Origin of the sequence: Jatrophihabitans lederbergiae (assembly GCF_031845305.1) — a bacterium.
In the GTDB taxonomy this organism is placed as follows: Bacteria; Actinomycetota; Actinomycetes; order Mycobacteriales; family Jatrophihabitantaceae; genus Jatrophihabitans_A; species Jatrophihabitans_A lederbergiae.
This window is the reverse complement of record NZ_JAVREH010000007.1, coordinates 38,542-56,083: the sequence shown is the minus strand read 5'-3', so window position 1 is coordinate 56,083 and position 17,542 is coordinate 38,542. Positions and strand designations below refer to the sequence as shown.

Here is a 17,542-nt window from a genome sequence, read left to right as displayed (position 1 = left end):
CGACGTACACCGCTCGCTTTTCGTCGCAATGCCTTGCGGGGCCGCGGAAATTACCGCACGGCTGACAAGATGGCTGGGTGACCGGCGACGACGCGGAGCCCAGCGAACCAGGTGGTCCTCGGCCGCGTGGAGTCGGCTCGGCGCTGACCGGCCGGGCCGCCGCACTGACTGGGCGGGTAACCCAACTCACCCACCGGGCCCGGACAGGCCTGGACGTGATCCGCTCGCATCGTCCTGGCCGAGCTGGGGCGCCCAGCCGTGGCGTGGCCTTCGTGGGCACGGTGTGGACCGGCGGCGACAGCGAGCCGGCACCTGGCGTCGTGGTGCTCGACGGGTCCGGCCACGTGAGCCACCTCGGTGACGACCGGTCGGTGCTGCCGGCGGACCTGCTCGTGCTCGGCGGCCCGAATCACTGGATCGTCCCGGGCATCGTGGACGCGCACGTGCACCTCTTCAGTAAGAGTGCGGCACCGGACGCCGAGCCGGAACTGGCTGGGCAGCTGCACACCGGTGTCGTGGGCGTACGCGATCTCGGCGCTCCGTCCCGGCTGGCCATCCGCTGGCGAACCGGCCACCGCCCACCCCCACCGGGATCGCCGTTCATCGCTGTCAGCGGCCCGATTTTCACAGCCATCGACGGCTGTCCATCGCGGAGCGGGGGACCGGATGGCTTCGCGGAACCCGTGACTTCTCCGACGCACGCCCGGTGGGCGGTTCAGCGCCTGGCCGCCGAGGGAATCGATGTCGTGAAGATCGCCCTCGACGGCGGCGGTGCCGGCTGGGCGGCACCCGCCCCGGCCGTCGTGCGCGCGATCGTGGACGCCGCCCACGCCGCCGGCCTGCCCACGGTCGCCCATGCGCTCACCGTGACGATGGTGGAGCGGGCACTGGCGGCCCGGGTCGACGAACTCGCCCACACTCCGACGGAGCGGCTGTCCCCGGCGCTCATCGACCGGATCGCGGCAAGCAGCCTGAGCGTCACCTCGACGTTGCAGACGTTCTTCTCCGCCGGCACCGGACGCGCGGCGGCTGCCAACGCCGCGGACCTGATCGCCGCCGGCGTCCAGGTGCGCTACGGCACCGGACTCGGCAATTCCGGCACCCGGCCGGGAGTGGATCCCCGTGAGCTGGACCGCCTCGCCGACGCCGGACTCGGCCGCCTCGGCGCTCTGCGGGCCGCGACCGAGTGGTCCGCGACCGCCGGTGGAATGCGCCGGCGCACCGGCCGGATCATCCTCGGCGAAGCCGCCGCACTGGTGCTGCTGCCGGCCAGCCCGCTGGTCGAACCGGGCATCTGGCGGACGCCGAGTGCGGTCTTCGCCGACCAGCGGCTTACCGTTGCACCCAACGCGCAGCCCCAGCAGGGCGCGTCCACGACCCGTCCGGGCAGCGCCGCCCATGCACCAGCCGACCCGGAGAGCAGATGAGCCACGCCGCCGATCTCGACCCCGACGCCGATCTCGACCCCCACGCCGACGAAGCCGAGTCCGTCGAGTTCGCGGATCGGCTGCGGGCAGTGAACTGGCGCCCCTTGGCATTGATCGTTCTGGGTCAGCTCGTCACGGGTGTGCTGATCGGCGTGATCTGGCTGCACTGGGCACCGAAGACCGTCGCTTATCTCGTCTCCAACGGCAGCGGCGGCTCCGTGCTCATTCCGGACGAGACGGAGTCGCAGATCGCCGGCGACGGCAGGTTCGTCGTGCTGTCGCTGGTGGCCGGCCTGGTGTTCGGCATCGCCGCCTGGGGGCTTCGGAACCTGCGCGGTCCCGCTCCGCTGGTCGCCCTGACGGTCGGCGGTGTGCTCAGCTCGCTGCTCGGGCGGACGGTCGGCCAGCTGTTCGCCGCCGGCTCGAACACCGGCCGGGTCAACTCGGCCATCTCCCCACCGCTGACCCTGCACGCCTCACCGGTGATCTGGTTGCAGGCGCTGATCGCGGTCCTGGCGTACACCGCTCTGGCCGGTCTGACCGCCAACCCCGACCTGCACCGGCAGCCGCGGCCGCCGGTGCAGGTCGCCGGCTGACCGCATGCCAACAACGACCTCGCTCAGCTCGAGCCGAAATCGGTTCGGAACGTCGCCGCGGTCGCCGGCACCGCCTGGAGCGTGCGCAGGAGCTCGGTCTCGCGGCGCAGCACCGAGCGCGCGCAGCTCAGTCGGGTCGCCGTGTCGGGTGTGGCAAGCAGGGTCTGACGATCGGACAGCGGCAGCGACACCAGGTTGGCCACGGCGTAGGACAGCTCCTGGGCGTCCACGGGCGTGCTCAGCTCGGATCGCTGCTCGGTGAACTCGATGTCCAGCTCGTCCAGCGCCTGGAGATGGGCCTCCAGGGCGCGCCGCACCGCGGCCACCGCTCCGGGCTTCAGCGCCCCGTCCGTCTCCGGCAGCCGCCGCACCGTCGCCACCAGGTACGGATGGGAACCGGTGTCCAGGCTCTCGATCACGAACCGTCGGTCCCCGACCGCGGACAGGTCACACTGGCCATCGGTATGCGGAAGCACATCAGTCACCCGAGCGGTCGTTCCGACGCCGTAGACGTCCTTGAGCTCGCCGACCTCCCAGCCCTGGCGCAGCGCCACCACCCCGAACTCGGGCGCGCGGGCACCCTCGCCGCCGAGCAGGTCGGCCACCAGCTGCCGGTAACGGGGCTCGAACACGTGCAGGGACAGCCGCATCCCCGGCACCAGGACGGTGCCCAGCGGGAAGAGCGGCAGCTCTTCTGACCTGCCGGCGGAGGGGTGGGACACAGCCACACCGTACGGCCGATCAAGGCCACCGGCGCGCTGATCGGCGCGATTGCAGCGCTATCTAGACTGGCCACATGCTGCGCCGAGTCGATCTCACCGCCGAACGCACCAGCGCCCGGACTCTGCGGCGAGTGCTGCCCCGAGCCGCCATGGACGTCGACGCCGCCCTGGCCGCCGTCAGCCCCATTGTCGAAGCCGTCCGGGAGCGTGGTTACGCCGCCGCCCGTGCCGCCACCCTCCGGTTCGACGGCGTGGACGTGGCCGATCCGCGGGTTCCCCGGGCCGCCCTGGCGCAGGCGCTGGCGGACCTCGACCCGGCGATCCGGACGGCCCTGGAAGAGTCGATCCGGCGTACCCAGATCGTGCACGAGCACCAGCGCCGTGAGACGGTGGCCGTCGAGGTGGTGCCGGGTGGCACCGTGACCGAGAAGTGGATTCCGGTGGATCGGGTGGGGCTCTACGTCCCCGGCGGCATCGCGGTCTACCCGTCCTCGGTCGTGATGAACGTCGTTCCGGCCCAGGCTGCGGGCGTGCCGTCGCTGGTCGTGGTCTCGCCGGCCCAGAAGGAGTTCGGCGGCCTGCCGCACCCCACCATCCTCGCGGCCTGCGAGCTGCTCGGCGTGGACGAGGTGTACGCGGTCGGCGGCGCCCAGGCCGTGGCGCTGCTGGCCTACGGCGACGACGAGCTGGACATCGAAGCGGTTGACGTCATCACCGGCCCGGGCAACATCTATGTCGCCGCCGCCAAGCGGTTGCTGCGCGGCGTCGTCGGCATCGACGCCGAGGCAGGTCCCACCGAGATCGCCATCCTGGCGGACGAGACCGCCGACCCGGTCCACGTCGCCGCCGACCTGATCAGCCAGGCCGAGCACGACCCCGCCGCCGCCTCGGTACTGGTCACGGACTCCGCCGCGCTCGCCGATGCGGTCAACGACGAGGTGACCCGGCTGGTAGCCGAGACCAAGCACGTCCAGCGGGTGCAGACGGCGCTGTCCGGACCGCAGTCGGCAGTCGTCCTGGTGGCAGACCTGGAGCAGGGGCTGGATGTCGTGAACGCCTACGCCGCCGAGCACCTGGAAGTGATCACCGCCGACGCCCGGGAACGCGCCGAACGAGTCCGCAGTGCCGGGTGCGTGTTCGTCGGTGCCCATTCGCCGGTGTCGCTCGGTGACTACTGCGCCGGGTCCAACCACGTGCTGCCCACCGGGTGCACCGCCCGGCACGCCTCCGGTCTGAGCGTGCAGTCCTTCCTCAAGGGCGTGCACCTGGTCGAGTACAGCCGCGACGCCCTGCTCGACGTCGCGCCGCTGGTGATCGCACTGGCCGAGGCCGAGGACCTGCCCGCCCACGGCGCGGCCGTCGCGGCCCGCATGCCCGGATGAGCGCCGACGTCCGGGGCGGCTCGGCCAGAAGCGAGCTGGCCGACCTGCCGCTGCGTGACGAGTTACGGGGAGAGCTGCCCTACGGCGCCCCGCAGCTCGTCGTGCCGGTCCAGCTCAACGTCAACGAAAACCCCTACCCCCCGTCCGGGAACGTCGTGGCGGCGATCGCCGCGGCGGTGGCCGAAGCCGCCACGACCCTGAATCGCTATCCGGACCGGGAGTTCCTGCCACTGCGCGCGGATCTCGCGGCCTTTCTGAATGCTGACGCCGACGTCGAGCTGCAGCCGTCGCAGCTCTGGGCCGCCAACGGGTCGAACGAGATCATGCAGCAGCTGCTGCAGGCCTTCGGTGGCCCCGGCCGCACCGCGGTGTCGTTCGCGCCGACGTATTCGATGTACCCGGAGTACGCCCGAAACACCCATACGACGTGGGTGGCCGGCCGGCGCAACACCGACTTCAGCCTCGACCTGCGCCACGCCGCCGAGCTCATCGCCGAGCACCAGCCGTCGGTGATCATCCTGACCTCGCCCAACAACCCGACCGGAACGGCGCTGCCGCTGGACGACGTCCGGGTGGTGCTGGATGCCGCGCCCGGCGTGGTGGTGGTCGACGAGGCGTACGCGGAGTTCCGCCGGGCGGGCGTGCCCAGCGCGCTGACCCTGCTGGCCGAGCATCCCGAGCTGGTCGTCACCCGGACGATGAGCAAGGCATTCGCCCTGGCCGGAGGGCGGCTGGGCTACCTGGCCGCCGCGGCCGCGGTCGTGGACGCCGTCCGGATCGTCCGGCTGCCCTATCACCTGTCCGCGGTGGCACAGGCGACCGCGCGGGCGGCGCTCGCACACAGCGCCGAGCTGCTGGCCACGGTCGACACCCTGCGGGTCGAGCGTGACGATACGGTGAGCTGGCTGCGTGCCGTCGGGCTGCGGGCGGCAGAATCCGACTCGAACTTCGTGCTGTTCGGCACGTTCGCCGACCGGCACGCCGTCTGGCAGGGCCTGCTCGACCGCGGCGTGCTGATCCGCGAGACGGGGCCGGACGGCTGGCTGCGGGTCTCCATCGGCACCCGGGACGAGATGCGAGCCTTCCGGACGGCGCTCTCCGAGGTGGCGAAAGACCTGCTCGACCCGAGGATGGGAGACCACACGTGAGCCGGACCGGAAGCGTCGCGCGGCAGACCGCCGAGACCAAGGTGCTGGTCGAGATCGACCTGGACGGCTCGGGCAGCACCGACATCTCGACCGGCGTCGGGTTCTTCGACCACATGCTGAGCTCGTTCGGCAAACACGGCCTGTTCGACCTGACGGTGCAGGTGGCGGGGGACCTGCACATCGACTCGCACCACACTGTCGAGGACGCGGCCATCGCGCTCGGGCAGGCCTTCGCCGAGGCTGCCGGCAGCAAGGCCGGCACCCGCCGCTTCGGCGATGCGGTGATCCCGATGGACGAGGCGCTGGTGTCGGCCGCGGTGGACCTGTCCGGGCGGCCCTACCTGGTGCACAACGAGCCGGAGGGCGCGCCGCCGTACCTGATCGGGCGGGACACCTCCTACGCCACCACGCTGACCCGGCACGTGTTCGAGTCCTTCACCCACCACGCGCGCGTCGCCCTGCACGTGACCGTGCACGCCGGACGGGACTGGCACCACATCACCGAGGCCCAGTACAAGGCGGTGGCTCGTGCCTTGCGCGCTGCTGTCGAGCTGGACCCCCGGCAACAGGGCGTGCCGTCCACGAAGGGGGTGCTGTAGCGGTGAGCGGCGTCGTCGTCCTGGACTACGGATCGGGCAACCTCCGCTCCGCCGTCCGGGCACTGGAGCGGGCCGGGGCACAGGTGGAACTGAGCTCCGATTCTGCCGCCGCGATCGAGGCGGACGGCCTGGTGGTGCCCGGGGTCGGCGCCTTCGCCGCCTGCATGGCCGGGCTGGAGGCGGTCGGCGCTCGCGAGATCCTGAAGAAGCGGGTCGCTGCGGGGCGTCCGGTGCTGGGCATCTGCGTCGGCATGCAGGTGCTGTTCGAGACCGGCGTCGAGCACGGCGTCGAGACTCCCGGTCTCGGCTTGCTGGAGGGTCGGGTCGAGCCGCTGCGGGCACCGATCGTTCCGCACATGGGCTGGAACACGGTGCAGCCGCCGTCGGATTCGGTGCTGTTCGCCGGCATGGACCCGCGGGCGCGGTTCTACTTCGTGCACTCCTACGCGCTTCGCGAGCCCGCCAGCTCCGGCTACCTGCCGACCACCGCGGTGCACGGCGAGAGCTTCGTCGCCGCGGTCGAGTCACCGACGCTTTCTGCCACCCAGTTCCATCCGGAGAAGTCCGGCGACGAGGGCGCGCGGCTGCTGAAGAACTGGCTGGGCACGCTGTGAGCGCGGCTGCCGCCGGTCTTCCGCGGCAGGCTGTGGACGCGTGAGCAAGGACCGCGCCCGGCGGCGGGCCGAGCGCGAGAGCACGGCGGCGCTCAGGCTTTCCGAACAGGGCGCCGACCGCGACAAGCGCGCGAAGCGCAGGCAGCGACGCCGGTTGTTGCCCACCCGTACGCGCCGCCGCCCCCGCAGCACCAGCGCGCTGAGCATCCGCAAGCGGGAGCGCCGGGCCGCCATCGCGTCCACGCTGCTGGTCGTCGTGGTCATCACGTACTCGATGACCCGCTCTCTCACCATGGTGATCGGCGTGCTGTTGATCGCCTCGATCGCCACCCCGGCCCTGGCCGCTGCCTTCCTTGATCGGAGCAAGAAGTGAACCTGGTGCTGCTGCCCGCCGTCGATGTCGCCGATGGCAAGGCCGTGCGCCTGGTCCAGGGCGCGGCCGGCACCGAGACGTCCTACGGCAGCCCGCTGGACGCGGCGCTGGCGTGGCAGTCCGGCGGCGCGAAGTGGGTTCACCTGGTCGACCTGGACGCGGCCTTCGGCCGGGGCAGCAACCGCGAGCTGCTGGCCGAGGTGGTCGGGCGGCTGGACGTTGCGGTGGAGCTGTCCGGCGGCATTCGCGACGACGCCTCGCTCAAGGCGGCCCTGGACACCGGGTGCGCCCGGGTGAACCTGGGCACGGCCGCCCTGGAGTCACCGGACTGGGTCCGGGCCGCCATCGCCGAGCACGGCGACAAGATCGCGGTCGGCCTGGACGTCCGGGGCACGACCCTGGCGGCCCGGGGCTGGACCTCTGAGGGCGGAAACCTGTACGAGACGCTGGCGCGCCTGGACGCCGACGGCTGCGCCCGGTACGTGGTGACCGACGTGCACCGCGACGGCACCCTGACCGGCCCGAACGTGGAGCTGCTCCGTACGGTCTGCGCGGCCACCGACCGGCCCGTGGTCGCCTCCGGCGGTGTCTCGTCCCTGGACGATCTGCGCGTGCTCGCCGCCCTGACCTCGATCGGGGTCGAGGGAGCGATCGTCGGAAAGGCCCTGTACGCCGGCGCCTTCACCCTGCCCGAGGCGCTGCAAGCGGTCGGGGCACCGGGAATCCAGCCGTGACCGTGGCTGTGCGGGTGATCCCGTGCCTGGACGTCGACGCCGGACGGGTGGTGAAGGGCGTCAACTTCAGCGGGCTGCGCGACGCCGGCGATCCGGTGGAGCTGGCCCGCCGCTATGACGCCGAGGGCGCCGACGAGCTGACCTTCCTCGACATCACCGCCTCGTCCGCCGGGCGCGAGACCACCCTCGACATCGTCCGGCGCACCGCCGAGCAGGTATTCATCCCGCTCACCGTCGGTGGCGGTATCCGGTCGGCCGACCACGTGGACGCGCTGCTGCGCGCCGGCGCGGACAAGGTCGGCGTGAACACCGCGGCCATCTCCCGTCCACAGCTGCTCACCGAGATCGCGAACCGGTTCGGCCGGCAGGTACTGGTGCTGTCCGTGGACGCCCGCCGGGTGCCCGCGGACAGCGAGCCGACCCGGTCCGGGTTCGAGGTGACCACGCACGGCGGCCGGCGTGGCACCGGCATCGACGCCGTGGACTGGGCCCGGCGCGCCGCCGACCTGGGGGCGGGCGAGATCCTGCTCAACTCCATGGACGCCGACGGCACCAAGGAAGGTTTCGACCTCGCGCTCATCGAGCTCGTCCGATCGGTCGTCGGGGTGCCGATCATCGCCAGCGGCGGTGCCGGTGCGGTCGAGCACTTCCCCCCGGCCGTCGCCGCCGGCGCGGACGCCGTCCTCGCGGCGAGCGTGTTCCACTTCGGCGACCTCACCGTCGGCGCGGTCAAGGCAGGCTTGGCGGCGGCCGGCGTCACGGTCCGGTGACGTCGGTGACGATCAGGGCGCGTGGACCGGTGGGCTGGTGCTGGCGCACAGGTCATGCACAGTGAAAGCTCATGGTGTGCATACTCCCAAGCGGGACCCTCGGATCATGTCGAGTTCCGTTTCTGCCGCACAACCCGCCCAATCGGCGCACTCTCCGCAGCCTTCAGTGGTGCCGCGCACCAAGCGCCGGGTGCTGGTGGTCGATGACGAAGAGAACGTGGTGCACCTGGTGGCGTCGGCACTGAGGTTCGACGGTTTCGAGGCGGTCACCGCCGACAACGGGCATTCCGCGCTGGCGGCCGTGGCCGAGCACGACCCGGATCTGGTGGTGCTCGACGTGATGATGCCGGGCCTGGACGGTCATGCCGTGCTGCAGCACCTGCGCTCGGCCGGCTCCGCGGTGCCGGTGATCTTCCTGACCGCGCGCGACACCGCGACCGACCGGGTGGCGGGCCTGCGCTCGGGCGCGGACGACTACGTGGTCAAGCCCTTCAGCGTCGAGGAGCTGCTGGCCCGGGTGCACGCCGTGTTGCGGCGCACCCAGGCCGACGTGGACCGTGACGGCGTGCTGCGGGTCGCTGATCTCGAGCTGGACGAGAACAGCCACGAGGTCACCCGCGCCGGTGCAGAGATCCACCTGACGGCCACCGAGTTCGAGCTGCTGCGCTACCTGATGCGCAACGAGCGGGTGGTGCTGTCCAAGGCACAGATCCTGGACCGGGTGTGGAAGTACGACTTCCAGGGCCAGTCGAACATCGTCGAGCTGTACATCGGTTACCTGCGCCGCAAGATCGACAGCGTGGACCCGAAGCTGATCCACACCGTTCGTGGCGCCGGCTATGTGATCAAGGCGCCGCGAGGGTGAGCCAACCCGCCGATCCGCAGCACCCATGGCCGCCTGTCGCGACGCGGGACGTGCCGCCATCGGAGCCTGCGCCTCGGCGGTCCGGTTGGCAGCACTGGCGTGCCCAGGTGCTCGCCCCGCTGGGCCGGGTCGGCGTACTGCGCACCCTGACCGGCCGGCTGGTGTGCGGCGTCGTCGGCCTGGTGACGCTGCTGGTCGTCCTGATCGGCTTCGCCACCTACAGCGCCCTCGCGCCGTTCCTGACCGCACGGCTGGACGACCAGCTGGCCTCGGTGGCCCAGACGTCCAACATCAACCGGTACCTGGACTACGCACTACGGCCGAGCACCGCGCCGCCGGGCGCACAGAACGTGTGGTTCGCCGGCCTTTCCGATGACGGCACGGTGCTGGTGACGGTCCCCAACGACCTGCTCATCCACCCGCTCGCGCTCAGCGCGGGCGACCGCCGCACCCTTGCCGAGCATCCGAACAAGATGCGGACGGTCACCACGACGGACGGCATCGACTTGCGGGTCACCTCGGTAGGCGCCCAGTTCTCGAACACCTCGGCGGACCAGGGGCTGGGCGCGGACGTGGTGCCCGGCGTCCTGGTGGTCGGCCTGTCCATCCACGACGTCCAGGACACGCTGCACCGGCTGCTGCTGCTGGAAGTGGCCATCGGTGCCGCGGCGGTGGCGCTTGCCGCGGCACTGACCATGTGGGGTGTCCGGGCGGGTCTGCGGCCGCTGCACCGGGTGACCCGCACCGCGCAGGAGGTGACCGCGGAGCTCGGTCCGGACGGCTCCGGCCTGGACCGCCGGGTGCCCGACGCGGATCCGTCGACCGAGGTCGGCCAGGTCGCGTCGTCGATGAACACCCTGTTGCAGGCGGTGGAAAGCGAGTTCGCGGCCCGGCTGCGCAGCGAGGAGCGGATGCGGCAGTTCCTGGCCGACGCCTCGCACGAGCTGCGTACCCCGCTGACCTCCATCCGCGGGTACGCCGAGCTCGCCCGGATGCGCGCGCAGCCCACCGACGCCCCGGACGACTCGATGCGCCGGATCGAGGTGGAGGGCACCAGGATGTCGCGGCTGGTCGAGGACCTGCTCGTCCTCGCTCGGGGGGATCAGGGCACGGTGCTCCGCCGGGAGCCGGTCGAGGTCGACCAGTTGCTGTCCGAGGCCGCGCGGGCCGTCCGTGCCGCCCATCCCGAGCGAGAACTCACCGTGCTGGACTCCGGCGGCCTGGTGGTGACCGGGGACCGCGACCAGCTGCTGCGGGTGCTGATCAACCTGACCACCAACGCCGCCGCGCACACCCAGGACGGGCCGATCCGGCTGGAGGCGGTGGGCGGGCGCACCCAGCAGGGGCCGACGGTGGCGCTGAGCGTGACCGACGCCGGCCCGGGCCTGAGCCCGGACGAGGCCTCGCACGTCTTCGAGCGGTTCTGGCGCGCGGACAAGGCGCGCAGCCGGGCCAAGGGCGGCAGCGGCCTCGGGATGGCCATCGTGGCGCAGATCGTGCAGGCCCACGGTGGTCAGGTGCGCTTCGACTCGTCGGTCGAGGGCGGCACCACGGTGACAGTGACGCTGCCGCTGGCAACGCAGCAGGAGCCACCGGCCGGTCCGGTTTCCGTCGCCGGTTAGCCCCGCACCGAGCCCCGCGGCCCGACACGGCAGAATCGCGGTATGGCCTCGACTCCCGCGTCCGCGCTCGACCCCACGATCGCGAAACGGCTCAAGCGCGATGCCGCCGGGCTGGTCGCCGCGGTCGTGCAGCAGCACGACACCGGTGAGGTACTGATGCTCGGCTGGATGGACGACGAGGCGCTGCACCGAACGCTGACAACCGGCCGGGCCACGTACTGGTCCCGGTCCCGGCAGGAGTATTGGGTGAAGGGGGAGACCTCGGGCCACGCCCAGCACGTCCGGTCGGTGTCCCTGGACTGCGACGGCGACGCCCTGCTGGTGAAGGTGGACCAGGTCGGTGCCGCCTGCCACACCGGGGACCGCACCTGCTTCGACGCCGGCGCGCTGATGCCGGTTCCGGTGGTGGCGGGGTGACCGCGATCGGTCGCGGGGACCTGGCCGAACTGGCCCGTACCCACCTGCTGGCACCGATCACCCGGACCCTCTGCGCCGACGCCGAGACACCGGTCGGGGTGTACCGCAAGCTCAGCGGCGGCCGTCCGGGCACCTTCCTGCTGGAATCGGCCGAGCCGGGAGCCTCGTTCTCGCGCTGGTCGTTCGTCGGCGTCCGTGCCGTGGCGACCCTGACCGCCAACGGTGGCGCCGGCAGCTGGCTGGGTGAGGTACCCGCCGGGCTGCCCACCGAGGGGGATCCGCTGGAGCTGCTCGCGGCCGCGTGGCGTGCCGTCCAGGCACCACGGCTGCCCGGCCTGCCGCCGTTGACCGGTGGCTTCGTCGGCTACCTCGGCTACGACGTGGTACGCCGGATCGAGACGCTGCCCGAGATCGCGCCGGACGAGCTGAACCTGCCGGAGCTGTCGATGCTGCTGGTCACCGACCTCGCGGCCGTCGACCACCACAGCTGCACCGTCACCCTGATCGCCAACGCGCTGCTGCATCCCGGCATGACGACAGCCGACCTGGACGAGGCGTACGCCGACGCCGGGCGGCGCCTGGACGCGATGGCCGACGACCTTGCCCGGCCGGCCGAGTCGACCGTCGTCCCGCTGGTCACGGTGCCTCCCAAGGCGGCCCGGTCACGCTCGGGGCCGGGCGAGTTCGAGGCTGTGGTCGAGCGCTGCCTGGAGGCCATCCGGGCCGGCGAGGTGTTCCAGATCCTGCCCGGGCAGCGGTTCATCGCCGAGACCACCGCCGACGCCTTCGACGTCTACCGCGCGCTGCGGACGCTGAACCCGTCGCCGTACCTGTACTTCCTGCACTTCGAGGACTTCGACATCGTGGGCTCCAGCCCCGAGGCGCTGGTCACCGTCACCGGCGACCGGGCGACCATCCATCCCATCGCCGGCACCCGGCCACGGGGCGCGGACGCCGCCCAGGATGCCGCGCTGGTGTCCGAGCTCCTCGCCGACCCCAAGGAGCGGGCCGAGCACGTGATGCTGGTCGACCTCGCCCGCAACGACCTCGGCCGGGTCTGCGCGCCGGGCACGGTGGAGGTGGCGGAGTTCGGCGTGGTGGAGCGCTACAGCCACGTCTGGCACATCGTCTCGACCGTCACCGGCGAGGTGGCAGCGGGCAAGGACGCCTTCGACGTGTTCCTGGCCGCCTTTCCGCACGGCACCGTCTCCGGCGCGCCGAAGGTCCGGGCGATGCAGTTGCTGGAGCAGTTCGAGCCGGTGCGGCGCGGCATCTACGCCGGCGCGGTCGGCTACTTCGACCCCGCGGGTGACATGGACCTGGCGATCGCGATCCGGACGGCAGTGATGACCGGCGGAACGGCCTACGTCCAGGCCGGCGCCGGCGTGGTGGCCGACTCCGTTCCCGCCAACGAGGAGGCCGAGACCCGGAACAAGGCCCGTGCGGTGCTGCAGGCCATCGCCAACGCCGAGACCCTGCGCCCGTGAGGCAGCGGCGGGAGCTGACCACCGTGGTCGCCCTGGTCGCGGTGGGCGCGGGCGGGATCGTGTTCACCTCCAGCCAGCAATGGCTGCGGTTGACCGCTACTCGCCAGCCGCCGTTCGGCCCGGTGGCCGTGGGCGTCAGCGGCCGCACCGAATTCCCGGCGCTGAACGGCTTGGCGGTCGTCGCGCTGGTGACCGCGGTGCTCGTCCTGGTCACCGGGGACTGGGCGCGCCGGGTGCTGGGCGTGCTGCTCGTCGCGGCCGGCGTCGGCTCGCTCTGGTACGGTTTGCGCGGTCTCGGGGCGCCCGGCCGGAACCGGGCTTCCGAACTGCTGGGGAACCGGCTCAGCCAGACCACCGGTGCGATCAGGGTGCACCAGTACCCGGTGTGGCCGGTGCTGACGCTGGTGCTGGCCGTCGTCCTCACCGTTGCAGGGGTCGCCGTCGTCGCGCGCGCCGCGGCCTGGATGGCCGGCCTGTCGTCCAGGTACGCGGCTCCCGCCGAGGTAGCGACATCCGGCGATCCGTGGCGCCGGCTGGACCGCGGTGAAGATCCGACGATCCCTGATCGCTAACATCGAGGAACACATCGGGTGCACAGCGGCCGTTTGCGTTGGTTCGGTTCGGTCGATGCGTCCGGTCTCGACCTAGACGAAGCGAGGAGACCGATGGTCAACGTCCTCGACGACATAGTCTTCGGCGTGCGCGAGGACGTTGCCGCGCGTGAGGCCCTGGTGGACCTCGACCAGGTCAAGGCTGCCGCCTGCGCGGCCCGTCCGGCCCTGGATGCCTATGCCGCACTCCGCGCACCCGGGGTTGCGGTGATCGCCGAGATCAAGCGGCGCAGCCCGTCCAAGGGAGACCTGGCCGAGATCGCGGAGCCCTCGGATCTCGCCGGGCAGTACCAGGCCGGCGGCGCCCGGGTGATCAGCGTGCTCACCGAGCAGCGCCGCTTCGGCGGCTCGCTGGCGGACCTGGACTCGGTGCGGGCCTCGGTGTCGATTCCGGTGCTGCGCAAGGACTTCGTCGTCAGCTCCTACCAGGTGCACGAGGCGCGCGCGCACGGCGCCGACCTGGTCCTGCTGATCGTCGCCGCCCTGAAGCAGAACGCGCTGATCGGGTTGCGCGAGCGCATCGAGTCGCTCGGCATGACGGCGCTGGTCGAGGTGCACGACGAACAAGAGGCCTCCCGGGCGCTGGACGCCGGGGCACGGGTCATCGGTGTCAACGCCCGCAACCTCAAGACACTGCAGGTGGACCGCTCGGTCTTCGAGCGGATCGCTCCCGGACTGCCGAGCGACATCGTCAAGGTCGCCGAGTCGGGCGTGCGGGACGCACACGATCTGATCACGTACGCCGCGGCGGGTGCCGACGCGGTTCTGGTCGGCGAAGGCCTGGTCACCTCGGGCAATCCCCGGCAGGCGGTCGCCGACCTGGTCACCGCCGGTGCGCATCCAGCCACGCCAAGGGCCGCGCGATGACGGGCCGGGCGATGGCGGTTCGCCCGCTGATGGTGTGTGCCGTGGCGGACGGACGATGGCGCAGCTGACGTTCCACCGTCAGTCGTCCCTTTCCCCGGCCAGTACCGGCCTGTTCCCACCGGAGCTTCGTAATGACCATCTCTGACCCGTCCGCCATGGCGGATCCCACGTCCGACACTGCTGCTACCCCTGACACTGCTGCGGTCCCTGACAGCACCGGCCACTTCGGTCCCTACGGCGGGCGGTTCGTCCCCGAGGCGCTCGTCGCCGCGCTCGACGAGATCGAGGTCGAGTTCCGGGCCGCCCAGGCCGATCCGGCGTTCGGCGCCGAGCTGTCGCGGCTGCTGCACGACTACGGCGGCCGTCCGTCGCCGCTGTCCGAGGCGGAGCGGTTCTCCGAGCACGCCGGCGGCGCCCGGATCCTGCTCAAGCGCGAGGACCTCAACCACACCGGCTCGCACAAGATCAATAATGTTCTCGGCCAGGCACTGCTGACCCAGCGGCTCGGCAAGACCCGGGTGATCGCCGAGACCGGCGCCGGCCAGCACGGGGTGGCCACCGCGACCGCGGCCGCGCTGCTCGGGCTGGAGTGCGTCGTCTACATGGGCGAGGAGGACACCCGCCGGCAAGCGCTCAACGTGGCGCGGATGCGGCTGCTCGGGGCCGAGGTGGTGCCGGTGACGACCGGTTCCCGCACGCTCAAGGACGCCATCAACGAGGCGTTCCGGGACTGGGTCGCCCATGTCGACTCCACCCACTACCTCTTCGGCACGGCCGCGGGGCCGCACCCCATTCCGCGGATGGTGCGGGAGTTCCACAGGGTCATCGGGCAGGAGGCCCGCGCCCAGGTGCTCGAGCGCACCGGCCGGCTGCCCGACGTGGTGGCGGCCTGCGTCGGTGGCGGCTCCAACGCCATCGGCATCTTCTACGACTTCATCCCGGACGCCGGGGTGCGGCTGGTGGGGCTGGAGGCAGCGGGCGACGGCGTGCACACCGGCCGGCACGCGGCCACCATCACCGGCGGCTCGCCGGGCGTGCTGCACGGTGCCCGGTCGTACCTGCTTCAGGACGCCAACGGCCAGACCACCGAGTCGCACTCCATCTCCGCCGGCCTGGACTACCCGGGCGTCGGACCCGAGCATGCCTGGCTGCACGACACCGGACGGGCCGAGTACCGCCCGGTGACCGACGACGAGGCGATGCAGGCGTTCAGCCTGATGTGCCGCACCGAGGGCATCATCCCGGCGATCGAGACCTCGCATGCCCTGGCCGGCGCGCTGGTGCTGGGCCGCGAGCTCGGTCCGGACGCGACGATCCTGGTCAACCTCTCCGGCCGCGGTGACAAGGACGTCGAGACCGCGTCGAAGTACTTCGGGGTCGTCAGCGAGGAGGCCATCCACGAAGAGGTGGCACGCGCGTGAGCGGCGCGGACGCCAGCACGCTCGCGACCGTGCTGGCAGCAGCCCGCGCCGAGAACCGGGCAGCGCTGATCGGTTACCTGCCGGTCGGCTACCCGGACACGGCGACCTCCATCGAAGCGATGCGCGCCATGGTGACCGGTGGCGCCGACGTGATCGAGATCGGCGTTCCGTACTCCGACCCGGGCATGGACGGGCCCACCATCCAGGCCGCGGTCGACCCCGCGGTGCGCGCGGGCGTGGGCATGTCCGATGTGCTCCGGGCGGTGGCCGCCGTCAGTAAGGCCGGCGCGGCCGCCGTGGTGATGTCGTACTGGAATCCGATCGAGAAGTACGGGGTCGAGCGCTTCGCCGCGGACCTGGCCGCGGCCGGGGGAGCCGGGGCCATCACGCCGGACCTGATTCCGGACGAGGCCGCCCCGTGGCTGGCCGCCAGCGACAAGTACGACCTCGACCGGGTGTTCCTGGTCGCGCCGTCCTCGACCGACGCCCGGGTCGTCTCCACCGTGGCCGCGTCGCGGGGCTTCGTCTACGCCGCGTCGACGATGGGCGTCACCGGCGTCCGGGCCGAGGTCAGCGCCGCCGCGACCGGCCTCGTCAGCCGGGTTCGCGCGCTCGTCCCGGACATTGCGGTGTGCGTCGGGCTGGGCGTGTCCAACGCCGATCAGGCCGCCGAGGTGGCCGCGTTCGCCGACGGCGTCATCGTCGGATCGGCGTTCGTCCGGCGACTGCTGGACTCGCCGGACGCGGCGGGGGTGGCCGCGGCCGGCGAGCTGGCCGCCGAGCTGGCCGAGGGCTGCCGCCGCCGCTGAGGGCCGCCGCTGAAGGCCGCACGAGTACCGGCTTCCAGCGCGGGCTTACGGAATGAGCAGCAGCTTGCCGGTCGTCCGGCGGCCCTGCAGGTCCTCATACGCCCGCGCCGCGTCCGCCAGCGGGTACCGGCCGCCGATCTCGACCTTCAGGGTGCCCGCCGCCACCGCGCCGAGCACCGCGGTGGCGCGCTCTTCCAGTTCCGCGCGGGTCGCGATGTAGTGCTTCAGCGTTGGCCGGGTAACGAAGAGCGAGCCGGCGGGGTTCAATCGCTGCAGGTCGAACGGGGGCACCGGGCCGCTCGCGGCACCGAAGAGGGCCAGCGTGCCGCGCCGCCGGAGCGAGGCCAGGGACGCGTCGAAGGTGCTCTTGCCGACGCCGTCGTACACGGCAGCGACCCCGATGCCGTCGGTGGCCTCGCGGACCGCGGTGGCCAGGTCGTCGATCTCGGTGTAGTTGAACACCCGGTCCGCTCCGAGCGACCTCGCCTTCGCGGCCTTCTCCTCGGTGGAGGCGGTCGCCAGCACGGTCGCGCCGGCGGCCTTGGCCAGCTGTACGAGCAGTTGGCCGACACCACCGGCCGCGGCGTGCACCAGCACCGTGTCGCCCGCGCGCACCTGGTACGTCGAGTTGACGAGGTAGTGCGCTGTCATGCCCTGCAGCATCACCGCGGCGGCGTCCGTGGCAGCGACGGCATCGGGAACCAGCACCGCGTCGCCGGCCGGCACCAGCGCCAGGGTCGCCGCGCTGCCCAGCGTCTGCGACCAGGCGACCCGGGCGCCCGCCGGAAAGCCGGTGACGTCGGAACCGACCGCCTCGACCGTCCCGGCACCCTCGCTGCCGAGCACGAACGGCGTCGGGACCGGATAGACGCCCTCGCGCTGGTAGGTGTCGACGAAGTTGACCCCGGCCGCCTCGACCCGGACGAGCAACTCGCCGCCTTCGGGTGCGCGCGGCTCGCGCTGCTCGACGCGCAGAACGTCGGGTCCACCGTGCTCGGTCACGATCAGGGCGGGATGGGTCGAGGCAGGCATACGGTCACCGTACAGACCGACCGCCGCCGGGCTGAGCGGCGCTCAG

General features: G+C 72.0%; 19 protein-coding genes. 17 read left to right on the top strand and 2 right to left on the bottom strand.

Going from position 1 to position 17,542, the window contains the following annotated elements; translation table 11 throughout:
• The first annotated feature begins 77 nt into the window (after window positions 1-77).
• A complete protein-coding gene (locus RM423_RS07790; RefSeq protein ID WP_311422450.1) occupies window positions 78-1,427 on the top strand; it encodes an amidohydrolase family protein in 1,350 nt (449 codons plus the stop codon).
• Window positions 1,424-2,023, top strand: coding sequence for a hypothetical protein (locus RM423_RS07785; RefSeq protein ID WP_311422449.1), 600 nt, complete (start codon window positions 1,424-1,426; stop codon window positions 2,021-2,023). Before RM423_RS07790 ends, RM423_RS07785 begins: the two co-directional genes overlap by 4 nt.
• A gap of 23 nt (window positions 2,024-2,046) precedes the next feature.
• On the opposite strand, the gene RM423_RS07780 is transcribed toward RM423_RS07785, so the two are convergent.
• The gene (locus RM423_RS07780; RefSeq protein ID WP_311422448.1) at window positions 2,047-2,745 is read right to left on the bottom strand and encodes an LON peptidase substrate-binding domain-containing protein; all 699 of its coding nucleotides are present in this window, start codon (window positions 2,743-2,745) and stop codon (window positions 2,047-2,049) included.
• A 74-nt stretch (window positions 2,746-2,819) separates the two neighbouring features.
• Between RM423_RS07780 and hisD the strand changes: the two genes are divergently transcribed.
• The 15 genes from hisD (at window position 2,820) to trpA (ending at window position 16,464) form a co-directional block, all read left to right on the top strand.
• The gene (gene hisD / locus RM423_RS07775; protein WP_311422447.1) at window positions 2,820-4,127 is read left to right on the top strand and encodes a histidinol dehydrogenase; all 1,308 of its coding nucleotides are present in this window, start codon (window positions 2,820-2,822) and stop codon (window positions 4,125-4,127) included.
• Window positions 4,124-5,275: a histidinol-phosphate transaminase gene (locus RM423_RS07770; protein ID WP_311422446.1), complete on the top strand. Its 1,152-nt coding sequence runs from the start codon at window positions 4,124-4,126 to the stop codon at window positions 5,273-5,275. Before hisD ends, RM423_RS07770 begins: the two co-directional genes overlap by 4 nt.
• Window positions 5,272-5,874: an imidazoleglycerol-phosphate dehydratase HisB gene (gene hisB / locus RM423_RS07765; RefSeq protein ID WP_311422445.1), complete on the top strand. Its 603-nt coding sequence runs from the start codon at window positions 5,272-5,274 to the stop codon at window positions 5,872-5,874. Before RM423_RS07770 ends, hisB begins: the two co-directional genes overlap by 4 nt.
• Window positions 5,875-5,876: 2 nt before the next feature.
• Window positions 5,877-6,488 (top strand): imidazole glycerol phosphate synthase subunit HisH, encoded by a 612-nt coding sequence (gene hisH / locus RM423_RS07760; RefSeq protein WP_311422444.1) that lies wholly within the window; start codon window positions 5,877-5,879, stop codon window positions 6,486-6,488.
• A gap of 40 nt (window positions 6,489-6,528) precedes the next feature.
• On the top strand, window positions 6,529-6,861 hold the full coding sequence (locus tag RM423_RS07755) for a hypothetical protein (RefSeq protein ID WP_311422443.1): 333 nt from the start codon (window positions 6,529-6,531) through the stop codon (window positions 6,859-6,861).
• Window positions 6,858-7,595 carry a bifunctional 1-(5-phosphoribosyl)-5-((5-phosphoribosylamino)methylideneamino)imidazole-4-carboxamide isomerase/phosphoribosylanthranilate isomerase PriA gene (gene priA, locus RM423_RS07750; RefSeq protein WP_311422442.1) on the top strand — a complete coding sequence of 246 codons (738 nt, stop codon included), beginning with the start codon at window positions 6,858-6,860 and terminating at the stop codon, window positions 7,593-7,595. The genes RM423_RS07755 and priA overlap by 4 nt, the downstream gene beginning before the upstream one ends.
• A complete protein-coding gene (gene hisF, locus RM423_RS07745) occupies window positions 7,592-8,365 on the top strand; it encodes an imidazole glycerol phosphate synthase subunit HisF (RefSeq protein WP_311422441.1) in 774 nt (257 codons plus the stop codon). Before priA ends, hisF begins: the two co-directional genes overlap by 4 nt.
• 106 nt (window positions 8,366-8,471) lie before the next feature.
• Window positions 8,472-9,230 (top strand): response regulator transcription factor, encoded by a 759-nt coding sequence (locus RM423_RS07740; protein ID WP_396327636.1) that lies wholly within the window; start codon window positions 8,472-8,474, stop codon window positions 9,228-9,230.
• Window positions 9,227-10,852, top strand: coding sequence for a sensor histidine kinase (locus tag RM423_RS07735; RefSeq protein ID WP_311422439.1), 1,626 nt, complete (start codon window positions 9,227-9,229; stop codon window positions 10,850-10,852). Before RM423_RS07740 ends, RM423_RS07735 begins: the two co-directional genes overlap by 4 nt.
• A gap of 42 nt (window positions 10,853-10,894) precedes the next feature.
• Window positions 10,895-11,269: a phosphoribosyl-AMP cyclohydrolase gene (gene hisI, locus RM423_RS07730; protein WP_311422438.1), complete on the top strand. Its 375-nt coding sequence runs from the start codon at window positions 10,895-10,897 to the stop codon at window positions 11,267-11,269.
• Window positions 11,266-12,756: an anthranilate synthase component I gene (locus RM423_RS07725; protein ID WP_311422437.1), complete on the top strand. Its 1,491-nt coding sequence runs from the start codon at window positions 11,266-11,268 to the stop codon at window positions 12,754-12,756. Before hisI ends, RM423_RS07725 begins: the two co-directional genes overlap by 4 nt.
• Window positions 12,753-13,328 carry a Trp biosynthesis-associated membrane protein gene (locus tag RM423_RS07720; RefSeq protein ID WP_311422436.1) on the top strand — a complete coding sequence of 192 codons (576 nt, stop codon included), beginning with the start codon at window positions 12,753-12,755 and terminating at the stop codon, window positions 13,326-13,328. The genes RM423_RS07725 and RM423_RS07720 overlap by 4 nt, the downstream gene beginning before the upstream one ends.
• Window positions 13,329-13,421: 93 nt before the next feature.
• Window positions 13,422-14,234 carry an indole-3-glycerol phosphate synthase TrpC gene (trpC, locus tag RM423_RS07715; protein WP_311422435.1) on the top strand — a complete coding sequence of 271 codons (813 nt, stop codon included), beginning with the start codon at window positions 13,422-13,424 and terminating at the stop codon, window positions 14,232-14,234.
• Window positions 14,235-14,389: 155 nt separating this feature from the next.
• On the top strand, window positions 14,390-15,655 hold the full coding sequence (trpB, locus tag RM423_RS07710; protein WP_311422591.1) for a tryptophan synthase subunit beta: 1,266 nt from the start codon (window positions 14,390-14,392) through the stop codon (window positions 15,653-15,655).
• On the top strand, window positions 15,652-16,464 hold the full coding sequence (gene trpA / locus RM423_RS07705; RefSeq protein ID WP_311422434.1) for a tryptophan synthase subunit alpha: 813 nt from the start codon (window positions 15,652-15,654) through the stop codon (window positions 16,462-16,464). The genes trpB and trpA overlap by 4 nt, the downstream gene beginning before the upstream one ends.
• Before the next feature lie 45 nt (window positions 16,465-16,509).
• Here the strand turns inward: trpA and RM423_RS07700 are convergent, their stop codons facing one another.
• Window positions 16,510-17,496: a quinone oxidoreductase family protein gene (locus RM423_RS07700; protein ID WP_311422433.1), complete on the bottom strand. Its 987-nt coding sequence runs from the start codon at window positions 17,494-17,496 to the stop codon at window positions 16,510-16,512.
• Window positions 17,497-17,542: the final 46 nt, after the last annotated feature.